The following is a 22,365-nucleotide window of genomic DNA, read 5'->3' as shown; positions in this document are numbered from 1 at the left end:
TCATGGATAGACGTCCTTATTTTTTATAATAGGAGAAATAAGATGGCTGAAGAAGAAATTTATATTTTAACTGATCATGATGGTTCAGAACGTGAATTTAAGGAATTGTTTTCGTTTGATTCAAAAGATTTTGCACGTTCTTACATTATTTTGGAACCTGTTAATGTAGCTGAAGGTGAAGATATGGACGTTGTGCCATTTATTTATGATAAAGATGCTGAAGAAGGTATGTTACAACCACTTGAAACTGATGAAGAGTACGATATGGTCGAAGAAGTCATGAATACAATTTTTAATGATTCTAAATTACAATAGTTGTTTATAAAATCCTTGATGACTTTACGCAGATATGCTACAAAGTCACCAAGGATTTTTTGTACACTTTTATAGTTATCACGTCTTTATTGATAAAAAGAGGTGAGCTATGATTCAATTAAAAGCCTTGTACTTTCGTTATCGAAATCAGTTATGGTTTAGTGCTTGCTTAATATTGTTTGGTATTGGTCTATTTATTTGGTGGCAAATGGCTCAAAGTACATCTACGGTTACAACCAAGGATATTTCTTCAGTAACTGCTAATCAAAAGAAGACAATTGGATCAACCCAGTTAAAAAATAAACAAACTGAAACAAATAATCAACGACAGATAGTAATAGACGTTAAGGGCGGTGTTCATAGGCCGGGTGTTTATTATTTTCCGCAAGAGCCCATCGTTGCTGATGTGCTAGATAAGGCTGGCGGTGTTTTATCAAGTGTTAATCGGATACGGATTAATTTTGCTGCATCACTTAAAAATGGTCAGGTATTATATATACCGGTCGGGGATGAACAGCAACCGTCAGAATATCCACTACCTGGAAATAAGATGAGTCATGAAGAAGATAATTCAGTGCAAGGGGATGCAAATGAAAACAGCGATAAAATTAATTTAAATACGGCTGATATTGCAGAACTACAGAATTTACCAGGTATTGGTCAAAAAAGGGCACAGGATATTATTAATGAACGTAATAAACTAGGTGGCTTTAAAAATATTACGGATTTACAAGAGGTTAGTGGTATTGGTGAAAAAACATTTGCCAAGTTGAAACCATTAGTAACAATATAATGTCTGGTTATTTATTAGTAAGTGGTATATGTTTAGCAATTGTAAACCTCGTATTATTGTTTCAATGTTGGTGGCTATTACCAATGTTAGTTTGGTTTTTAGTCTTATTGTATTTCAAATTTTCTAAACCGTTTTTAAGTACACTAATTATTGTTAGTGGCGTCATATATTTTTTAGGCTGGCAATTTAAGATTAATCAGCTTATTAATCAACCAGTAGGTAAGGTAAATTCATATTTAGTGATTCATCCAGACGATGTGCAGCAAAAAGATCATAAAATTACGGGAGTTGCTGAATTATCAGATGGAGAAAAAGTGCGGATTTTCTTTGATATTCAAAAAGAAAACATTGATTTTAAGAAGCATAAGCCTAAAGCAATTTTAGTACGGGTGGTTGGTACTAGTGAGCGTCTAAAAAAAGCACGAAATGAGTTTTCGTTTGATCAACAAGCTTACTGGCAAAGTCGGGGGATTGTGCATCGATATTATATAGAAAAGGTCGAAATCATTGGTTACGCTAAGCCAAACAATTTTTTACAATTATTAAAGTGGTCAGTTCGTACTTATCATTATCGTTTAGTATCGTGGTTTGAACAATTACCAGATGGATTACGCGATTATGGTGAAACTCTGTTATTAGGATATACGCGTCCTGGTTTCTATTTAGAAAATGAGGGTATTCAACTCTTAGGATTAATGCATTTATTTAGTATATCTGGCTTTCAAGTTGTTGGTTTATTTAAAATGTGGCGATGTGTAACAAAACGTTGCCATATGCAAAAAGAACATTCATTAGTCATTATCCAGGTTGTATTAATCATTCTTTGGCTTTTTGCTGGTGGTGTGCAATCACTGGTCAGACCCATTCTTTTAGGAATCATTCAAGCCTGGCGCGAATTGAAATGGGTGACAATTGATAGTAAAGATGCGTGGGGATTATCTTTGATTGGTGGTTTGTTAATTGAACCAGGAGTGTTACATAATCTAGGTGGTCAGTTATCGTATTTATTAACATTTGGTTTATTGTGGGTCATGAATCGACCGGCTTGGTATCAAAGTATTTGGTTATCTTTTTTAATCTTACCCATTTTATTGTGGCATACGTTTAGTTGGCACCCAATTAGTTTAATCGCCAATCTATGTATTGTACCTATCTTTGGCTGGATAATAATACCAGCAATCATAATTGGTGTGCTAGCTGAATTAATGCACATGACTTTGCTTAGAGATTTTTGTGAGTTATTAATCCATTGGACACAACAGTTAATTAAATGTGGTGAAAGTATTCCCGGTGAACTGTTATTTGGACGACCACCTTTAGTACTATGTGTCATCGTGATGTTATTAACACTATTTTGGTTAATTTTGAACAAAAAAGTGGTTACTATTTTTATTTGTTTTTTATATTTAATAATGTGGGGTTACCCACGTTTTGCACCTGGCGGTTTTATAACTTTTTTTGATGTTGGTCAAGGGGATGCTACTATTTTACGACCCAAGCATAATGAAGTCACTGTGGTAGATGTTGGTGGTCAATTTCAAGGATTTCAAGACAATGGCAAAAAAGTAAAGCAGTCATTAACAAATTATCAAGCTGAAGAGTTAGACCACTTCTTAAAAGGACATGCGATCAAACAGGTGAAATATCTAGTTTTAACTCATAAAGATTTTGATCATATTGGTAATTTGCCGCAGGTTCTTAATCTTGTCCATGTTAAAAATATTTATGTGCCAGCAGGTATGGAAAAGCACAGTACATTTACAAAAAATATTGAGAAACATGTAAAAAAAGGAATACGTATAATGCCAGTAATTGCTGGCAAAAAATTAACAAAAAATATGTTGGTTTGCCATCCGATGAAAGCGGGTAAAGGGGAAAACGATGATTCCATTAGCTTATATGTTAATTACAAACCTTTAAATTTATTAATGACTGGTGATTTGTCAAAAAGTGGCGAACGTAACATTATTCGACATTTCCAATTACCAAGAGTAGATATTTTAAAATTTGGTCATCATGGTTCAAAAACAAGTACTGATGTTAAATTTGTTCGTAAGGTACGACCAAAAATAGGTATTGTATCAGCAGGTCTGAATAATCGATATCACCATCCTAATTTAGAGACACTAAATACGGCTAAGGACTATCATATAGCGGTATATAACACTGCTGAATCAGGTATGATTCAAGTGAAATGGGGGATGTTTAATCACTATAAACTTAAGTCATTTTTGCGCTAAAAATATATGGGCATTTGATAGTAGAAATGTTATCTTATAATGAAGAGTAAAAATGAGAGGGGATATTGTTGTGAATGTGACCTTAGCAGATGTCAGTCAGGATATTCAGACTGGTAATTTACAACCTATATATTTTGTACAAGGTGCAGATCAATACTTACTTGATTTAGTTAGGCAACAATTTGTAACGGTTATTCAACCAGAGGACCGTACCCTTAATTTGGCACAGTTTGACTTAACTGAAATACCATTAAGCGTTGCGATTGACGATGCTAGATCAGTACCTTTTTTCGGTGATCGACGAGTGGTTATTATAGATAATCCGTATTTTTTAACAGGTGAACGCGTTAAAAATAATATAGAGCATCATGTTGAAGATTTAATTGATTATTTGAAAAAGCCAGAACCACAAACGGTACTAGTGATTTTTGCACCTTATGAAAAATTAGACAATCGTAAAAAAGTAACGAAACTCATTAAAGAGCAAACAAGTTATTTATCATTTGTAAATATGAGTGAGAAAGAAATTAATCAATTTGTGCAACAAAAATTAAACCAAGCTGGTTTTCAAATTTCAAATGATGCGCAACAAACTTTAATGCGATTAACAAATTCATCGTTAACGCAAATGATGGCAGAACTTGATAAATTAATGTTATATACAATGTCGTCTAAAAAAATTGAAACGCAAGATGTTAACGATGTTGTCACACATACATTGACTGAAAATATATTTGATTTAATTGACTGTCTACTTAAAGGACAGCTGACCCAGGCTGTTAGTTTGTATCATGAGTTATTGGTAAGTGGGGAAGAACCATTAAGATTACATGGGGCTTTAATTGGGCAATTTAGACTATTGTTACAGGTTAAAGCAAGCGATAAAAGTGAAAAAGGAACTGCTTCAACCTTAAAAGTACATCCCTATCGTGTAAAATTAGCACGACAGATTGTGCGAAAGTTTAATTATGCGCGTTTGGCGAACGCATACTTGGGACTTGAAAATATGGAAGAGCAGTTGAAATCGACTAGTCGAAATCCAGAATTATTATTTGAATTATTTATATTAAAGTACAAACATGAGATGGCTAAATAAAAAGCTTGCACAATGATGAAAAGTTTGCTAATATTTAAAAGTGCTTTAAGCACATGACCTTTTACTATGTTTGGCGGTTCACCGTCGTCATACGTTGTTCAAGGCGACTAATATATTTATGAAAGGTGGATATCCAACAATGGCTATTTCTGCAGAACGCAAAAATGAAATCATCAAGGAGTTCGCTCGTCACGAAGGTGATACAGGTTCAGTTGAAGTTCAAGTCGCAGTATTAACTGCTGACATCAACGAATTAAACGGACACATGTCAGAGCACAAGCATGACTTTCACTCACAACGTGGCTTGATGAAGAAAATCGGTCACCGTCGTAACTTGCTACGTTACCTACGTAACAATGATGTACAACGTTACCGTGAGTTAATCCAAAAGCTTGGTTTGCGTCGTTAATATTAATTATATTAATCACGTTTGTATTTGACATTTATCATCGGAGGGAAAAGCGATGCCAATTATTGAGTCATCAATCCAACGTGCCCGCTTGAACAAGGTGCAACGCGAGCGTAACATCACACAACTTAGTGCATACCGTACTGAAGTTAAGAAGTTCCGCAATGCTGCTGAAGAAGGCGCAGATAACTTAGAAGAGTTGTTTGCTTCAGCTTCATCAGCTATCGATCGTGCCGCTTCAAAGGGCTTGATTGCTAAGAATAAGGCTTCACGTGACAAGTCACGTTTGGCTTCATTGTTGAAGAAGTAATTTTATATTACAAATTAAACAGTGTTTAAAAAGACTAGTAGTAAATTACTACTAGTCTTTTTTGTTATTTATAATGTATTGATTTATTTAATTAATAGGTCAAAGGCAGTTTGCTATAAGGTGACAATGACTTACCTGTTTTCTACTATCCGCTTATGTGGTAGTATTGTATTAAACATTTAAACGTTGGGTATAAAATTATAACCCGTGAAATAAAACGAGAATAGGAAAATTATGGCAATTACATTAGATATTATGCCGTTTGGTGGCGTGCGTGAAAATGGAATGAACATGTACGCTGTAACGGTTAATGACGAAATATTTATTTTAGATGCGGGGTTAAAATACCCTGAGAGTGATTTACTAGGGGTGGACGTTGTCGTCCCTGATTATGCATATTTGGTTGAGCATGCAGATAATGTGGCAGGAGTGTTTTTAACACATGGACACGCCGATGCAATTGGTGCTTTGCCATATTTGTTAGCTGATTTGCGAGTACCAATATTTGGTTCAGAATTGACAATTGAACTAGCAAAACTAGCAATTCATAATGAACCTCGGTTGAAAGATTATGATGACTATCATATTGTAAGAGGCAATTCTGAAGTTCGATTTGGTGATGTGACCGTATCATTTTTCGAAACAACCCATACGATTCCTGAATCATTGGGGATTGTTATTGAAACTGAAGTTGGTCAGGTTGTCTATACAGGTGATTTTAAATTCGATACAACTGCCTTACCATATTACCAAATGGACTTACAACGGTTAGCTGAAATTGGTCAAAAAGGTGTTGTAGCTTTGTTGGCCGATGCAGCTGGAACAGCTAATATTGGTACACCGGATCATGAATCTGAGTTAGGTGACTACATTTTAGAAAACTTCTATTTGCATAAAACGGGTCGGATTATTGTAGCTGCAGTTGCGTCAAATATTCAGAGAATTCAACAAGTGATTGATGCGGCATATAAAGTTGGTCGTAAAGTTATTATCTCAGGAAATGATTTGGAACGTGTCGTTAGGACAGCGTTGCGCTTGAAAAAGCTAATATTACCAATTCCTGAAAATGAAATGTTTGTTTCCTTGAAAAACTTAAGCAAATTACCAGCTGAAGAAACCGTCATTTTGGAAACCGGTCGGATGGGAGAGCCAATCCGGCATTTACAGAGAATTGCTCATGGCGACGATCGTAATATTAAAATTCAACCTAATGATTTGGTTTTCATTACAACGACGCCTTCAACAGCTATGGAAGGTTATGTTGCTAAAACACGTGATATGCTATTTAGAGCTGGAGCAACGGTTAAACAAATATCAGCAGATAAAAAATCATCAGGTCATGCTTCAAAGAATGATTTTCAGCTATTGATTAATTTGTTAAAGCCACAAAATGTTATACCAATACAAGGTGAGTATCGTGTATTAAATGAAGCATACAATGCTGCACAACAACTTGGTTATGATGATGATCATACATTTTTACTTGCCAAGGGTGATCGACTACGCTGGAATGGTGAGAATTTCTATCTAGGTGGATCAATTCAAGTTACTTCAACTATGATTGATGGATCTGGTGTTGGTGATATTGGTTCAATTGTTTTGAATGATCGTCGTATTTTATCTGAAGACGGGGTTTTCATTGCAGTCATAACTATCGATCGTAAGAAAAAGAAAGTTATTGCGCCTGCAAAAATTGATTCACGTGGTTTTGTTTATGTAAAAGCATCACGTGATTTGATGAATGAAGCGGCAGAATTGGTTGAAAAAACGGTATCAGATGGCGTGAAAAATGCCAAAGAATTTGACTGGGGAAATCTAAAGAATTCTGTTCGTGATGCCTTAGGAAAATTCTTGTATGAAAAAACAAGACGTAAGCCTGTTATTTTACCAGTTATTATGGAAGCCAACCAAAATGGTCGCCGTCGTCGTACTTCAGCCAAACGGAGTAATAAAAATAAAACGACTAACGTTAAGAAGGCAAAGAAGCAAAATAATAATAAGAAGTCTGATAATACGCAACATCATAAGACTGCCAATAACCATTCGAGTCACAAAGCGAATCATAACCGTCGATCAAAAAAGAATAATGGCTCAAAAAAGCAAGTTGAACACAACGAAAGTGCTAAAGTCAAGTAAATAAGGCATCAGTTTGATGCGTACAATAAAGGAATTCTTGTTTGTTTAACATCGTTAAATGAATGAGAATTCCTTTGTTTTACGACTGAGAAAGGGATTAAGAAATGACAGAATTTTTGGATAACAATTTGTCATATACGGATTTAGTAACTAGAGCAAAAAATGCGATTAATGATAATGATCTTGATAAAGCATTAACTGATTTAACAATGGCATATCAAATGCGACAAACAATACAAGTTAATCATCTTTTGGTCACTGTGTTGGTCGCTCAAAATCAATATCAGGAAGCCCAAATATACGCAGATGAGTTTGTTGACAGTTATTTGAATGATAAGCAAGATGCGCAAATGTACTTAAATCTTACATTGAATAATCATTATTTTTTACATGCATGGGAAGTATTGAGGTGGTTACCGACAGAGTGGCAACGAACATTTAAACAAATGATTAAAACTGCGGAAGATGATTACCGGACAACGCAAGAGCAAACCATTAAGACCATTGCACGCCATTTTTATCATCTCAGTGATGGTGATGTCGCAGACCAACAGAAAAGGTTAATGTCAGCTAATAAATTGCCACGTGATGAGTATGTCACTGGGGCTAAGTTTATATTAATTGATCCTTTCTTAACGCAAATGTCACGGGTAACGGTGCTTGATCAGCTTAGGCGGATTAATTTTGTAGAAACTGTATCGTTTTTAAACATTAAGGGTGAGGTTACCAAAGTAGTGCCAGCAAAGCTACAAGATATTTCATCAGATTCAACATATCAGGCTGTTATTGCGGCCTTAAGTTTGTATGAAAAACAGCTAGGTACAGATATGGTTCATGGTTTGAATGAACAAGCGAAGCTCTTGTTAATGATGGCCTATCCAGAATTAGAATTGGTGGTAGCAGACGCAACAAGTTGGGTAGCAGGATTAATTTCAGAAACTTTTTCCTTACCAATGCCATCAGAACCTGGTGAACAAGAATATTGGCGTAAAAAATTACAAAAATCTTTAATAAATTTTTTTAATTGAAAAAAATCCCTTATTATAGAGAAAAATAAGGAAAAATTATTTACAAAAATGAGTAATTTATATATAATAATTTCAGTCTCATAAAGAGAATTAAAAAGATTTTCGCATCTTATTGTTTAAGTTATTTGGTATGTGTAGTATACTTAGTACTAAGCAATACGGTTGATTTTAATCAACATGCGAATAATAGGAGGACAAGCTTTTGGCTAAGGAAAATTACGAGCGCACTAAGCCGCACGTTAATATTGGAACTATTGGACACGTTGACCACGGTAAGACTACTTTGACTGCCGCAATCTCAAAGGTACTATCTGAAAAGGGATTGGCTAAGCAAGAAGACTTCGCATCAATCGACGCTGCTCCTGAAGAGCGTGAACGTGGAATCACGATTAACACTGCTCACATCGAGTACGAGACGGAAAAGCGTCACTATGCCCACATCGATGCCCCAGGTCACGCGGACTACGTTAAGAACATGATCACTGGTGCTGCCCAAATGGACGGTGCTATCTTGGTTGTTGCTGCAACTGATGGTCCTATGCCACAAACTCGTGAGCACATCTTGTTGGCTCGCCAAGTTGGTGTTGACTACCTTGTAGTATTCTTGAACAAGACTGATCTTGTTGATGATGACGAATTGGTTGACCTTGTTGAGATGGAAGTTCGTGAATTGTTATCAGAGTACGATTTCCCTGGTGATGATATTCCAGTTCTTCGTGGTTCAGCATTGAAGGCCTTGGAAGGTGATCCAGAACAAGTTAAGGTAATTGAAGAGTTGATGGATACTGTTGACTCATACATTCCAACACCAGTTCGTGACACTGATAAGCCATTCTTGATGCCAGTTGAAGATGTATTTACAATCACTGGTCGTGGAACTGTTGCTTCAGGTCGTATTGACCGTGGAACTATCAAGTTGAATGACGAAGTTGAAATTGTTGGTTTGAAGGAAGATGTTCGTAAGACAGTTGTTACTGGTATCGAGATGTTCCGTAAGACTATGCAACAAGGTGAAGCTGGTGATAACATTGGTGCATTGTTGCGTGGTGTTGACCGTAAGGAAATCGAGCGTGGTCAAGTTTTGGCTAAGCCTGGTTCAATTCAAACTCACACTAACTTCTTGGCCGAAGTATATGTTTTGACCAAAGAAGAAGGTGGACGTCACACACCATTCTTTACTAACTACCGTCCACAATTCTACTTCCACACAACTGATGTTACTGGTGTAGTTGAATTGCCTGAAGGTGTTGAGATGGTTATGCCTGGTGATAACGTGACATTCGACGTTGAATTGATCGCACCAGTTGCCATTGAAAAGGGATTGAAGTTTACTGTTCGTGAAGGTGGCCGTACTGTTGGTGCCGGAACTGTTTCAGATATTAAAGACTAATTTTAGTCTATAATTTATTTATAGCTTCATAACTAAAAAAGAGTTATTTCATCTTTGATGTGATAACTCTTTTTTTGAATTTTAATATAAAATCCTTTATAATCATTAATGGAATGCTTTTAGTATAGAGAATATTTTATTGTCAAAATAATGTGTTTCGGATATACTATTTAGGTATATAAAGATAATTTATGTCGTAAGCAAAATGTCTAGCGACTATTGGAGGAATAAACATGGCAAATGCAGTTTTCACTAAGGGTGAAGGCAACAAGGGAACAATCAAATTCGAAGTTCCAGTTGACGTATACGAAAAGGGAATTGATGAAGCTTTTAACGAAGTAAAGAAGCAAATCAATGTTCCTGGTTTCCGTAAGGGAAAGATGCCTAAGCAGGTATTCTTCCAAATGTATGGTGAAGAATCATTATATCAAGATGCTTTGAACAAAGTTTTGCCAGATGTTTATGGTGATGCTGTTGCAGAAGCAGACGTAACGACTGTTGGTCAACCAAAGATCGAAGCAGAATCAATGAACAAGGGTGAAGCTTGGGTTTTGACTGCTGAAGTTGAATTGGCCCCAGAAATCGAACTTGGTCAATATAAGGGTGTTGAAGTACCAGCATCTGATACATCAGTTTCTGATGCCGATGTTGATGAAGAACTTGCTAAGATGCAACAAGGTCAATCTGAATTGGTTCTAGTTGATGAAGCTGCTAAGAACGGTGATACTGTTGTTATCGATTTTGACGGTTCTGTTGATGGTGTTCATTTTGATGGTGGAAAAGCTGACAACTACTCACTAGAATTGGGTTCAAACTCATTTATTCCTGGCTTTGAAGAACAATTAGTTGGTGCTAAGGCAGACGACAAGGTCGATGTACATGTTACTTTCCCTGATAACTACCAAGCAACTGACTTGGCTGGTAAAGAAGCTTTGTTTGAAGTAACAGTTCATGAAGTTAAGTCAAAGGAAGTTCCTGAACTTGATGATGAATTTGCAAAGGACGTTGATGAAGAAGTCGAAACACTTGCTGAATTAACTGACAAAGTTAAGGCACGTTTGGCAGATCAAAAAGAAGCTGCTGCTAAGGAAGCTAAGGAAGATGCTGCCGTTGCTGCTGCTGTTGACAATGCCAAGGTTGTTGGAGATGAAATCCCTGCAGCAATGATTGATGAAGATGTTCACCGTCAAATGAACCAAATGTTTGCTTCAATGCAACAACAAGGTATTTCACCTGACTTGTACTTCCAAATCACTGGTACAACTGAAGATGATCTTCACAAGCAATATGAAAAAGGTGCTGACCGTCGTGTAAAGACTAACTTGGTATTGGAAGCTATTGTTAAGGCTGAAGACATTAAGCCTTCAGATGAAGATATCGCAGCCGAAGTAAAGTCATTGGCTGAAGCTTACAACATGGAAGAAGAAGCTGTTCGCAATGCTTTGTCAGATGATATGTTGTCACATGATATTGCTATCAAATCAGTTGTTGACTTGATTGTTGATTCAGCAGTTGAAGCCTAAACAGGTAATATGATAATTAAATCTAAAAAAGCATGCGTTCATTGATGCATTTTTAGAAAATAAGGCTGAGACAGAATACTGTCCCAGCCTTATTTTGTCTTTTGCCTGACATGTAAGTTTGATACAATGTTTATTGTATAATCTAATGACTAAGAATATAGGAGGTTGGACAGTGTTTAATACAACTGACGGCTCGAATGGTATTGCGTACTGTTCATTTTGTGGTAAGCCTTCCACAGAAGTAAAAAAATTAATTGCAGGACCAGGTGTGTATATCTGTAATGAATGTGTTGCGTTAGCGCAAGAAATTATCAATGAAGATATGCAACAAGATGCAATGTCACGTACTTTAACGCTTAAGACACCTCGTGAAATTGTTGATAATTTGAATGAATATGTCATTGGCCAGGATGATGCTAAACATACATTAGCTGTGGCTGTGTATAATCATTATAAGCGAGTGAACGCTAAGCTAACTGGTGATACTGGTATTGAAGGTGTTGATCTTCAAAAATCAAATATTGCTGTTATTGGTCCAACTGGATCAGGAAAGACTTACATTGCGCAATCAATGGCCAAGTTACTAAATGTGCCATTTGCTATTGCTGATGCAACGACCTTAACTGAAGCTGGATATGTTGGTGAAGATGTTGAAAATATTCTTTTGAAACTATTGCAAGCAGCTGATTACGATGTTGAACGTGCTGAAACTGGTATTATTTACATCGATGAGATTGATAAAATTGCCAAAAAAGCAGAAAACGTTTCAATTACACGTGATGTTTCTGGAGAAGGTGTTCAACAAGCTTTGTTGAAGATGTTAGAAGGTACAATTGCTAATGTGCCGCCTCAAGGAGGACGTAAGCATCCTAACCAAGAATTTATTCAAATTGATACAACAAATATTTTGTTTATTGTTGGTGGTGCATTTGCTGGTATTGAACAAATGGTTAAAGAGCGCTTGGGTGCTAAGGTAATTGGTTTTGGAACTGATGCAAAGTCGCAAGAATTAAAGGCTTCAGATAAATCAATCATGCAACAAGTTTTGCCTGAAGATTTAATGAATTTTGGTTTAATTCCTGAATTTATTGGCCGTTTGCCAATTTTGACCGCATTGGAAGAATTAAAAGAAGAAGATTTGGTTCGCATTTTGACGGAACCAAAGAATGCTTTGGTTAAGCAATATCAAGCGTTGTTTGCTTTGGAAGAAGTAGATTTGAAGTTCACAGAAGGTGCTTTACGAGCAATGGCTCATTTGGCTATTGAACGAGAAACGGGTGCACGTGGATTACGTTCAATTATTGAAGAAGTTATGCGTGATATTATGTTTGAAGTACCTTCAAGAGATGACATTACCGGTGTCGTGATTACCGAAGGCGTTGTTTTGCAACATGAAAATCCAGAATTAGTAACAGAACAAGCGGGGTAAGATGATGGAAGTTCACCAAGTTGAAATGGTGATGTCAGCAGTTCGAGAAGCCCAATACCCAACGGATGGCTTGCCTGAAATTGCATTTGTTGGTCGATCGAATGTTGGTAAATCGTCATTAACAAATGTTTTGATTAATCGCAAAGCTTTTGCACGTACATCGGCTCAACCAGGTAAAACCCAAACTTTGAATTTTTATAAGGTAGAAAATCAAGTTTTTTTTGTGGATGTACCTGGTTACGGTTATGCGAAAGTTTCAAAAAAGGTGCGTGAAGAGTTTGCAATTATGATAGGCGAATATCTAGAAAAAAGACAACCTTTAAAAGGAATTGTACAACTCGTAGATGCACGTCATGAGCCATCAAGAGAAGATATTGAAATGTATAATTGGTTAATCTCTGATGATATTGGTTTACCAGTGCTGGTTGTTGCAACTAAAGCTGATAAAGTTTCTCGTGGTAAGTGGAATAAAGTTGAAGCTGATATCAAACGTGGTTTACAATTTAACGAGGAAGTATCTGATTTCGAAATTTTCTCTGCCGAAACTAAATATGGTAAAGATAATATTTGGGATTGGTTAGAGGCGCGCATTTTGGATGGTAGTGATTTTGATCCAGCTGACTTTGAATAGAATATTAACAGGCACTAGGCAACTAGGAGCCTGTTTTTATTTTTATTGTAGTGAGTCAGGCTGAATACGTATTATATTTTTGATATACTGTATATTAACGAATAAATTAATGGAGGCTGGTAATATGGCTGAGAAAACACGTTTTAAAGGAAATATTTTAGGAAACGATATTACTGTGACAGGAAACGAATCACAAGCACACATGAAGGCGGTTTTTGATTTAGCTAATGCCCAGTTAGAAAAAATTCAAACTGCGGCACCTAAATTAGATGATAAGCAATTACTAACTTTATTAGCAATTAACGCAATTTCTGATCAATTAAATATGCAAATTGAAAAGGATCAACAGAAATAATGAATGTTTTTTCTTGGATTATTGTTGGATTATTAATCTTATCCATGATACATGGTTATCGTTTAGGAATGGTACGGAGTTTGACGATGTTAGTTGGCCGTATTATTGTGTATGCACTTGCTATATTGTTAGCCCACAAATTTGGTAGCTGGTTATACAACATTTTTGTAAATGGTTGGTCAGTACAATGGACGGCATCACAAGTTCCAAATAATGCAATTAATCAACCAGGTCAGTTTTTAGCATCAGGTATTGCATTTATGATAATTGTGTTAATTGGTATGTCAATTGTTAAAGCAATCGAACGTAGTTTACGTTTTATTAATAAGGTACCAATTTTAAGTACTTTAAATAGAGTTGGTGGCTTAATTATTTTTGGTCTCATCGTTTACGTTGAAATCTTTTTTGTTTTACAATTAACGCAAACTTTAGATATAACATGGTATACCGACAATATGGCTAATTCTACTTTAGCGCAATCAATATTGAATAATACGCCATATCTTTCAGAGGCTGTTTATGATTGGTGGTTGATGTAAATAAGTCAGGAAAATGGAAGTAGGTAGTTAAGAGTAATGAATGATAAAATTTTTAAAACACTTGAGTATGGCAGAGTGAAGGCACAAATCCTGCCTTTTTTGTCAACTGCTGCTGGTCAAAATGAGTTATCTGCATTGATGCCAACAACTGATGCCCAAGTTATGCAGAAATGGCTAGCTGAAACTTCAGATGCAGCAAAAGTTTTACGTTGGCAGGGTGGTATTAATATTCCTAAATTAGCGGATGTTAAGCCACATATGCAACGCTTGCGTATCAATGCTGCTTTAAGTGGTACAGAGTTGGCACAAGTTGGTCGCGTATTGTTTACAACTGGTCAGATTAGAACCTTTTTCGAAAACTTAGTGGCTGATCGGGGTGAAGAACTATTGGCGTTGGCTGAGTATTATAATCGGTTAGTGTTATTACCAGGGTTAACACGGCGCGTAAATACAGCAATTGATGGGGATGGCCGCTTGACAGATGAGGCTTCTCCTGAATTACATCGTATTCGGCAGGGTATTACTGGAACTGAGAATGCGATTCGTCAAAAAATGCAAGATTATACCCGTGGTAAAACAGCTCAATATCTATCAGAACCAATTATCACGATTCGCAATGATCGTTATGTTGTGCCAGTAAAGGCAACGTATCGTCAAAAATTTGGCGGGGTTGTGCATGACCAATCCCAAACTGGACAAACGCTTTATATTGAACCTGCTGATGTTGTTGATATGAATAACCGTTTGCGTGAATACTATCTTAAAGAACGCCAAGAAGAAGAGCGAGTGTTAATTGAGTTATCATCTATGCTTGAGCCTGAGGCCGATAATATTCAAAATAATGCTGCTGTATTAGGCCACTTAGATTTTGCAAATGCCAAGGCACGGTATGCGGTTGAAATTAAAGCCATTGAACCGGAATTTAGTCCTGAAAATAATGTGCGCCTACTGAAAGCACGTCATCCTTTATTAGATCCTAATAAGGTTGTACCGAATGACATCATTATTGGTGAAGATTATTCGGCAATTATTGTGACTGGCCCAAACACTGGTGGTAAAACGATTACTTTGAAGACATTGGGATTATTACAGTTAATGGCTCAATCAGGAATTTTTATTCCCGTAGCGGAGTATTCGACGGTTGGTTTATTTAAGGAAATTTTTGCAGATATTGGTGATGAACAATCAATTGAGCAATCATTGTCAACATTCTCATCACATATGGTGAATATTATTGATATTTTAAATCATATGGACAAAGATTCATTAGTCTTGTTTGATGAACTTGGTGCTGGAACTGATCCGCAAGAAGGTGCGGCATTAGCGATGGCTGTGTTAGATGCTGTTGGTGAAGTTGGTGCTTATTCGGTTGTAACAACTCATTACCCAGAGTTAAAAGTTTATGGGTTCAATCGTTCTGACACGATTAATGCTTCTATGGAATTTGATATTGAAACATTACGACCAACGTATAAGTTTATGATTGGTGTACCAGGACAATCAAATGCCCTTGAAATAGCTAAGCGTCTTGGTTTAAGTGATACGATTATTAATAATGCTGCCTCATTAACAAGTGAAGATTCACAAGAGTTAAATGATATGATTGCTGATTTGGTTTCACGTCGTAATGCTGTTTTGACACAGCAAGTAGAACTAACTCAAAAAGTTATTGAAAACAAGAAACTTAAAAATGAATATGAAGGTAAGTTGGCTTCAATCGATGATCAAAGAGCTAAAATTGTCGAAGATGCTAAAAAAGAAGCTAATCATATTGTGTCAGTTACGCGTAAAAAGACTGATAAAATTGTTGATGACTTACACAAAATGGCTCGAGATGGTGCAAGTATTAAAGAGAATAAGATTATTGATGCTAAGGGTGCTTTGAATGCTATGCATGAAGAGCCATCAGCAGCTAATAATCGTATATTACGTAAAGCTAAGCGTGCTAAGCAGGAAAAGTTATCAGTCGGTGATACTGTGTTAGTACGTGAGTATGGTCAACAAGGAACGATTGTCCGTGTGTTAAAAGACGGTAAATTTGAAGTTCAAATGGGAATTTTGAAGATGGTTTTGAGTGGTGATGAACTTGAGAAACAGCAGGGTACATCAGTAAAAGAAGAGAAAAAATCTGTTAAGCGAAATAAGAAGAGCCGTGTTAATACTAATAAGGCAAGAAATCGGGCTGAAGCATCGGCAAAACTTGATTTAAGAGGTGTTCGTTATGAACCAGCAATGGCAGAATTAGATCGTTTTATTGACCAAGCATTGTTAAATAATCTTTCTTCAGTAGAGATTATTCATGGTAAAGGTACCGGTGCCATTAGAAAAGGTGTGCAAGAATATTTACGTTCAAACCGACAAGTACAATCATTTAAATTTACTGGTCCAGATCAAGGTGCAACATATGTTGAGTTTAACTAGATGATGTTTGTCGACAAAAATATGATATTGGTTTATACTTACAATAAATTAGGAAGAATGGAGATGTTTTAAATGGCTGTAGTAGATATTACTGATAATAACTTTGCATCAGAAACTGATTCAGGAGTGACATTAACTGACTTTTGGGCTACTTGGTGTGGTCCATGTCGTATGCAATCACCTGTTGTAGAAACAGTATCTGAAAAGATGGATAATGTGAAATTTACTAAGATGGATGTTGATGAGAATCCTGCAACAGCTCAAGAATTTGGCATTATGGCAATTCCAACGTTGTTAGTTAAAAAAGATGGTGAAGTAGTTGAACGCTTGACTGGTTTTACACCAGCACATCAACTTGAAGCTATTTTGGCTAAACATCTAGATTAATAGTATTTTATTAGAGCTATCAGTTGGTTAAACTGGTAGCTTTTTTGTTTGCAAAAATAATCACACGGAAAACTATTGACGTTAGGTGTTGGTAGCGGTATATTAATAAAGCACTGTTTTTTCAGGTACAATGTTTCATAAATAAAATATTGACTTTTATAAATTAAGTGTGTACCATATATTGAGTTGGCAATCGAATCATATAAATTTAACGAAATATAATTTATATATTGATTAAAAATATATTGACAAGCTTCGCAAAGTTCTGTAATATATACTAAGTTGTCAGCGAGGCAATAAATGTTGATCATTGAAAACTGAATATCGTTTCGATAGAACAAATGTGTAGGGTTATCAAGCACTTTGCTTGATACAAAAACATTTGCGAAGTCAATTCGCTAATAAATTCGTTTAACTTCTGTTAAACAAATAACAAACATTGAGTTATACTCAAACTTTTAAAATGAGAGTTTGATCCTGGCTCAGGATGAACGCTGGCGGCGTGCCTAATACATGCAAGTCGAACGCTTTGTGTAAATTGATATGACGAGCTTGCTCTGATTTGATTTTTGATTTCAAAGAGTGGCGAACGGGTGAGTAACACGTGGGTAACCTACCTCTTAGCAGGGGATAACATTTGGAAACAAGTGCTAATACCGTATAGTACCAACAACCGCATGGTTGTTGGTTGAAAGATGGTTCTGCTATCACTAAGAGATGGACCCGCGGTGCATTAGCTAGTTGGTAAGGTAATGGCTTACCAAGGCGATGATGCGTAGCCGAGTTGAGAGACTGATCGGCCACAATGGGACTGAGACACGGCCCATACTCCTACGGGAGGCAGCAGTAGGGAATCTTCCACAATGGGCGCAAGCCTGATGGAGCAACGCCGCGTGTGTGATGAAGGGTTTCGGCTCGTAAAACACTGTTATAAGAGAAGAACGGCACTGAGAGTAACTGTTCAGTGTGTGACGGTATCTTACCAGAAAGGAACGGCTAAATACGTGCCAGCAGCCGCGGTAATACGTATGTTCCAAGCGTTATCCGGATTTATTGGGCGTAAAGCGAGCGCAGACGGTTATTTAAGTCTGAAGTGAAAGCCCTCAGCTCAACTGAGGAGTTGCTTTGGAAACTGGATAACTTGAGTGCAGTAGAGGAAAGTGGAACTCCATGTGTAGCGGTGAAATGCGTAGATATATGGAAGAACACCAGTGGCGAAGGCGGCTTTCTGGACTGTAACTGACGTTGAGGCTCGAAAGTGTGGGTAGCAAACAGGATTAGATACCCTGGTAGTCCACACCGTAAACGATGAGTGCTAGATGTTCGAGGGTTTCCGCCCTTGAGTGTCGCAGCTAACGCATTAAGCACTCCGCCTGGGGAGTACGACCGCAAGGTTGAAACTCAAAGGAATTGACGGGGACCCGCACAAGCGGTGGAGCATGTGGTTTAATTCGAAGCAACGCGAAGAACCTTACCAGGTCTTGACATCCCTTGCAAACACTAGAAATAGTGTGTTCCCTTCGGGGACAAGGTGACAGGTGGTGCATGGTTGTCGTCAGCTCGTGTCGTGAGATGTTGGGTTAAGTCCCGCAACGAGCGCAACCCTTATTATTAGTTGCCAGCATTCAGTTGGGCACTCTAGTGAGACTGCCGGTGACAAACCGGAGGAAGGTGGGGATGACGCCAAATCATCATGCCCCTTATGACCTGGGCTACACACGTGCTACAATGGCATATACAACGAGCCGCTAACCCGCGAGGGTACGCTAATCTCTTAAAGTATGTCTCAGTTCGGATTGTAGGCTGCAACTCGCCTACATGAAGTCGGAATCGCTAGTAATCGCGGATCAGCACGCCGCGGTGAATACGTTCCCGGGTCTTGTACACACCGCCCGTCACACCATGAGAGTTTGTAACACCCAAAGCCGGTGGGGTAACCTTTTAGGAGCCAGCCGTCTAAGGTGGGACAGATGATTAGGGTGAAGTCGTAACAAGGTAGCCGTAGGAGAACCTGCGGCTGGATCACCTCCTTTCTAAGGAAAATCGGAACCTACATATTTTATACGAAACGATATTTAGTTTTGAGTGGTTAACATTCAAACATGGGGAATTAGCTCAGCTGGGAGAGCGCCTGCTTTGCAAGCAGGAGGTCATCGGTTCGATCCCGATATTCTCCATAACAACCTACGGGTTGTTTATTAGTTCTTTGAAAACTGAATCATAATTGTAAATTTTTAAATTCATTTATATTGATAGTATCAATAAAATTGAGCCGAAAAAATACACCGCGTAATTTTTTGAGTTTTTTAAATAAGTTTAAAATCGCTTGTGACCATTGAGTCACAATACTCAAACGAAATCATCAACGAAAGTTGATCGGTTAAGTTATTAAGGGCGCATGGTGAATGCCTTGGCACTAGAAGCCGATGAAGGACGGGACTAACACCGATATGCCTCGGGGAGCTGTAAGTAAGCTTTGATCCGGGGATTTCCGAATGGGGGAACCCAGCTTGTTATGCAAGTTATCGTTTAGTCAATACATAGCTAAACGAAGGTAGACGTTGTGAACTGAAACATCTCATTAGCAACAGGAGCAGAAAGAAAAATCGATTCCGTTAGTAGCGGCGAGCGAACGCGGAGTAGCCCAAACCAGAATGCTTGCACTCTGGGGTTGTAGGACTACCGTTGTGGAGTTACAAATTTGTTTATTAACAGAATCAGTTGGGAAACTGAGCGAAACAGGGTGATAGCCCCGTATGTGAAAGTAAGCAAACTCCCGTGTAGGATCCTGAGTACGGCCGGACACGTGAAATCCGGTCGGAAACTGCGAGGACCATCTCGTAAGGCTAAATACTCTCTAGTGACCGATAGTGAACCAGTACCGTGAGGGAAAGGTGAAAAGCACCCCGGAAGGGGAGTGAAAAAGTTCCTGAAACCATGTGCCTACAACAAGTTAGAGCCCGTTAATGGGTGATAGCGTGCCTTTTGTAGAATGAACCGGCGAGTTACGATACCATGCGAGGTTAAGGTGGAAAGACCGGAGCCGTAGCGAAAGCGAGTCTGAAATGGGCGCTTAAGTATGTTGTTGTAGACCCGAAACCAGGTGACCTACCCATGTCCAGGGTGAAGGTGTGGTAAAACGCACTGGAGGCCCGAACCCGTACATGTTGAAAAATGTTGGGATGAGGTGTGGGTAGCGGTGAAATTCCAATCGAACTTGGAGATAGCTGGTTCTCTCCGAAATAGCTTTAGGGCTAGCCTCGGAAGATAGCGTGTTGGAGGTAGAGCACTGTTTTGATGCGGGGCCCATCTCGGGTTACTAAATTAAGATAAACTCCGAATGCCAATCACGTATGTCCGGGAGTCAGACAGTGAGTGATAAGATCCATTGTCGAAAGGGGAACAGCCCAGATCGTCAGTTAAGGTCCCTAAGTGTGTGTTAAGTGGAAAAGGATGTGAAGTTGCATAGACAACTAGGATGTTGGCTCAGAAGCAGCCACCATTTAAAGAGTGCGTAATAGCTCACTAGTCGAGTGATTCTGCGCCGAAAATGTACCGGGGCTAAACACACCACCGAAACTACGGGTGCCACGTAAGTGGCGCGATAGGAGAGCGTTCTAAGGGCAGTGAAGTCAGACCGTGAGGACTGGTGGAGCGCTTAGAAGTGAGAATGCCGGTATGAGTAGCGAAAGACAGGTGAGAATCCTGTCCACCGTATGACTAAGGTTTCCTGGGGAAGGCTCGTCCTCCCAGGGTTAGTCGGGACCTAAGGCGAGGCCGAAAGGCGTAGTCGATGGCTAACAGGTTGAGATTCCTGTACCAGGTGAACATGTTTGAACAATGGAGGGACGCAGAAGGCTAACAGATCCCAGCGATTGGAAATGCTGGGTCAAGCAATAAGTCTTGAGGTGAGTTAAATGCTTGCTTCTTATAGGACAAGTTGTGATGAGGACCGAAATAAAGTAGGGAAGTCTGTGATGTCACGCTGCCGAGAAAAGCTTCTAGTTAGTGTTTACCTGCCCGTACCGCAAACCGACACAGGTAGTCGAGGAGAGCATCCTAAGGTGAGCGAGTGAACTCTCGTTAAGGAACTCGGCAAAATGACCCCGTAACTTCGGGAGAAGGGGTGCTCAGCGCAAGCTGAGCCGCAGTGAATAGGCCCAGGCGACTGTTTATCAAAAACACAGGTTTCTGCAAAATCGTAAGATGACGTATAGGGGCTGACGCCTGCCCGGTGCTGGAAGGTTAAAAGGAGTGCTTAGCTTCGGCGAAGGTACGAATTGAAGCCCCAGTAAACGGCGGCCGTAACTATAACGGTCCTAAGGTAGCGAAATTCCTTGTCGGGTAAGTTCCGACCCGCACGAAAGGCGTAACGATCTGGGCGCTGTCTCAACGAGAGACTCGGTGAAATTTAAAGACCCGTGAAGATGCGGGTTACCCGCGACAGGACGGAAAGACCCCATGGAGCTTTACTGTAGCTTGATATTGAGTGTTTGTGCAGCTTGTACAGCATAGGTAGGAGCCGTAGAAATCGGGACGCTAGTTTCGATGGAGGCACACGTGGGATACTACCCTCGTTGTATGAACACTCTAACTCACACCACTAAGCGTGGTGGAAGACAGTGTCTGGCAGGCAGTTTGACTGGGGCGGTCGCCTCCCAAAGAGTAACGGAGGCGCCCAAAGGTTCCCTCAGAATGGTTGGAAATCATTCGCAGAGTGTAAAGGCACAAGGGAGCTTGACTGTGAGACTTACCAGTCGAGCAGGTACGAAAGTAGGGCTTAGTGATCCGGTGGTTCCGCATGGAAGGGCCATCGCTCAACGGACAAAAGCTACCCTGGGGATAACAGGCTTATCTCCCCCAAGAGTCCACATCGACGGGGAGGTTTGGCACCTCGATGTCGGCTCATCGCATCCTGGGGCTGTAGTCGGTCCCAAGGGTTGGGCTGTTCGCCCATTAAAGCGGTACGCGAGCTGGGTTCAGAACGTCGTGAGACAGTTCGGTCCCTATCCGTCGCGGGCGTAGGAAATTTGAGAGGAGCTGCCCTTAGTACGAGAGGACCGGGGTGGACGTACCACTGGTGTATCAGTTGTTCCGCCAGGAGCATCGCTGAGTAGCTATGTACGGATGAGGTAAACGCTGAAAGCATCTAAGTGTGAAACTCGCCTCGAGATGAGATTTCCCATTCAGTAATGAAGTAAGACCCCTTATAGATGATAAGGTAGATAGGCTAGAAGTGGTAGTACGGTGACGTATGGAGCGGACTAGTACTAATGGTTCGAGGACTTAACCAAGTAGCAGGTGGTGTAAGGCAAGAAAATTTAATTATGATTCAGTTTTGAGAGAACTAAGTTCACTCAATA

At 38.9% G+C, this 22,365-nt stretch carries 16 protein-coding genes, 1 tRNA gene and 2 rRNA genes; all 19 read left to right on the top strand.

Annotated elements, in window-relative coordinates; genetic code table 11:
- Window positions 1–42 precede the first annotated feature (42 nt).
- The 19 genes from ACSYSF_RS04930 to ACSYSF_RS04840 all read left to right on the top strand — a co-directional run bounded on the left by ACSYSF_RS04930 (window position 43) and on the right by ACSYSF_RS04840 (window position 22,296).
- Complete coding sequence (locus ACSYSF_RS04930) at window positions 43–315, top strand: DUF1292 domain-containing protein (RefSeq protein WP_489868417.1); 273 nt, start codon at window positions 43–45, stop codon at window positions 313–315.
- 109 nt (window positions 316–424) lie between these two features.
- Window positions 425–1,108, top strand: a complete 684-nt coding sequence (locus ACSYSF_RS04925; RefSeq protein ID WP_489868416.1) for a ComEA family DNA-binding protein — start codon at window positions 425–427, stop codon at window positions 1,106–1,108.
- Between the two features lie 83 nt (window positions 1,109–1,191).
- Window positions 1,192–3,348: a ComEC/Rec2 family competence protein gene (locus ACSYSF_RS04920; protein WP_489868415.1), complete on the top strand. Its 2,157-nt coding sequence runs from the start codon at window positions 1,192–1,194 to the stop codon at window positions 3,346–3,348.
- 52 nt (window positions 3,349–3,400) lie between these two features.
- Window positions 3,401–4,444 carry a DNA polymerase III subunit delta gene (gene holA / locus ACSYSF_RS04915; RefSeq protein ID WP_489868414.1) on the top strand — a complete coding sequence of 348 codons (1,044 nt, stop codon included), beginning with the start codon at window positions 3,401–3,403 and terminating at the stop codon, window positions 4,442–4,444.
- A gap of 139 nt (window positions 4,445–4,583) precedes the next feature.
- Window positions 4,584–4,853: a 30S ribosomal protein S15 gene (gene rpsO / locus ACSYSF_RS04910; protein WP_489868461.1), complete on the top strand. Its 270-nt coding sequence runs from the start codon at window positions 4,584–4,586 to the stop codon at window positions 4,851–4,853.
- Between the two features lie 55 nt (window positions 4,854–4,908).
- Window positions 4,909–5,163, top strand: a complete 255-nt coding sequence (gene rpsT, locus ACSYSF_RS04905) for a 30S ribosomal protein S20 (RefSeq protein WP_489868413.1) — start codon at window positions 4,909–4,911, stop codon at window positions 5,161–5,163.
- Between the two features lie 234 nt (window positions 5,164–5,397).
- A complete protein-coding gene (locus ACSYSF_RS04900; protein WP_489868412.1) occupies window positions 5,398–7,299 on the top strand; it encodes a ribonuclease J in 1,902 nt (633 codons plus the stop codon).
- Between the two features lie 104 nt (window positions 7,300–7,403).
- Complete coding sequence (locus tag ACSYSF_RS04895; protein ID WP_489868411.1) at window positions 7,404–8,327, top strand: hypothetical protein; 924 nt, start codon at window positions 7,404–7,406, stop codon at window positions 8,325–8,327.
- 202 nt (window positions 8,328–8,529) lie between these two features.
- Window positions 8,530–9,717 (top strand): elongation factor Tu, encoded by a 1,188-nt coding sequence (gene tuf / locus ACSYSF_RS04890; protein WP_489868410.1) that lies wholly within the window; start codon window positions 8,530–8,532, stop codon window positions 9,715–9,717.
- A gap of 233 nt (window positions 9,718–9,950) precedes the next feature.
- The gene (gene tig / locus ACSYSF_RS04885) at window positions 9,951–11,240 is read left to right on the top strand and encodes a trigger factor (protein WP_489868409.1); all 1,290 of its coding nucleotides are present in this window, start codon (window positions 9,951–9,953) and stop codon (window positions 11,238–11,240) included.
- A gap of 172 nt (window positions 11,241–11,412) precedes the next feature.
- Entirely contained in the window at window positions 11,413–12,669 is a 1,257-nt protein-coding gene (clpX, locus tag ACSYSF_RS04880) for an ATP-dependent Clp protease ATP-binding subunit ClpX (protein WP_489868408.1), read from the top strand.
- A 4-nt stretch (window positions 12,670–12,673) separates the two neighbouring features.
- Window positions 12,674–13,300, top strand: coding sequence for a ribosome biogenesis GTP-binding protein YihA/YsxC (gene yihA, locus ACSYSF_RS04875; RefSeq protein WP_489868460.1), 627 nt, complete (start codon window positions 12,674–12,676; stop codon window positions 13,298–13,300).
- A 124-nt stretch (window positions 13,301–13,424) separates the two neighbouring features.
- The gene (gene zapA, locus ACSYSF_RS04870) at window positions 13,425–13,655 is read left to right on the top strand and encodes a cell division protein ZapA (RefSeq protein WP_489868407.1); all 231 of its coding nucleotides are present in this window, start codon (window positions 13,425–13,427) and stop codon (window positions 13,653–13,655) included.
- Complete coding sequence (locus ACSYSF_RS04865) at window positions 13,655–14,194, top strand: CvpA family protein (protein ID WP_489868406.1); 540 nt, start codon at window positions 13,655–13,657, stop codon at window positions 14,192–14,194. Before zapA ends, ACSYSF_RS04865 begins: the two co-directional genes overlap by 1 nt.
- A 36-nt stretch (window positions 14,195–14,230) precedes the next feature.
- A complete protein-coding gene (locus tag ACSYSF_RS04860) occupies window positions 14,231–16,615 on the top strand; it encodes an endonuclease MutS2 (RefSeq protein WP_489868405.1) in 2,385 nt (794 codons plus the stop codon).
- A gap of 72 nt (window positions 16,616–16,687) precedes the next feature.
- Window positions 16,688–17,002, top strand: coding sequence for a thioredoxin (trxA, locus tag ACSYSF_RS04855; protein ID WP_489868404.1), 315 nt, complete (start codon window positions 16,688–16,690; stop codon window positions 17,000–17,002).
- Between the two features lie 459 nt (window positions 17,003–17,461).
- Window positions 17,462–19,035, top strand: a 16S ribosomal RNA gene (locus ACSYSF_RS04850).
- Window positions 19,036–19,106: 71 nt separating this feature from the next.
- Window positions 19,107–19,179: transfer RNA gene (locus ACSYSF_RS04845), tRNA-Ala, on the top strand.
- A gap of 201 nt (window positions 19,180–19,380) precedes the next feature.
- Window positions 19,381–22,296 (top strand): 23S ribosomal RNA (locus tag ACSYSF_RS04840).
- Together the 16S and 23S rRNA genes with 1 tRNA gene alongside form the textbook arrangement of a ribosomal RNA operon.
- The last annotated feature ends 69 nt before the right edge of the window (window positions 22,297–22,365 follow it).

It is taken from the genome of Weissella sp. ESL1139 (assembly GCF_058506735.1).
The sequence above is the reverse complement of the archived record's forward strand: the minus strand, read 5'-3'. Positions and strand labels throughout refer to the sequence as shown.

Bases quoted from the DNA above. Each gene is read 5' to 3' on its own strand.
- ACSYSF_RS04930 (WP_489868417.1), top strand. From the start codon at position 43: ATGGCTGAAGAAGAAATTTATATTTTAACTGATCATGATGGTTCAGAA.
- ACSYSF_RS04925 (WP_489868416.1), top strand. From the start codon at position 425: ATGATTCAATTAAAAGCCTTGTACTTTCGTTATCGAAATCAGTTATGG.
- ACSYSF_RS04920 (WP_489868415.1), top strand. From the start codon at position 1,192: ATGTTAGTTTGGTTTTTAGTCTTATTGTATTTCAAATTTTCTAAACCG.
- holA (WP_489868414.1), top strand. From the start codon at position 3,401: ATGAGAGGGGATATTGTTGTGAATGTGACCTTAGCAGATGTCAGTCAG.
- rpsO (WP_489868461.1), top strand. From the start codon at position 4,584: ATGGCTATTTCTGCAGAACGCAAAAATGAAATCATCAAGGAGTTCGCT.
- rpsT (WP_489868413.1), top strand. From the start codon at position 4,909: ATGCCAATTATTGAGTCATCAATCCAACGTGCCCGCTTGAACAAGGTG.
- ACSYSF_RS04900 (WP_489868412.1), top strand. From the start codon at position 5,398: ATGGCAATTACATTAGATATTATGCCGTTTGGTGGCGTGCGTGAAAAT.
- ACSYSF_RS04895 (WP_489868411.1), top strand. From the start codon at position 7,404: ATGACAGAATTTTTGGATAACAATTTGTCATATACGGATTTAGTAACT.
- tig (WP_489868409.1), top strand. From the start codon at position 9,951: ATGGCAAATGCAGTTTTCACTAAGGGTGAAGGCAACAAGGGAACAATC.
- yihA (WP_489868460.1), top strand. From the start codon at position 12,674: ATGGAAGTTCACCAAGTTGAAATGGTGATGTCAGCAGTTCGAGAAGCC.
- zapA (WP_489868407.1), top strand. From the start codon at position 13,425: ATGGCTGAGAAAACACGTTTTAAAGGAAATATTTTAGGAAACGATATT.
- ACSYSF_RS04865 (WP_489868406.1), top strand. From the start codon at position 13,655: ATGAATGTTTTTTCTTGGATTATTGTTGGATTATTAATCTTATCCATG.
- ACSYSF_RS04860 (WP_489868405.1), top strand. From the start codon at position 14,231: ATGAATGATAAAATTTTTAAAACACTTGAGTATGGCAGAGTGAAGGCA.
- trxA (WP_489868404.1), top strand. From the start codon at position 16,688: ATGGCTGTAGTAGATATTACTGATAATAACTTTGCATCAGAAACTGAT.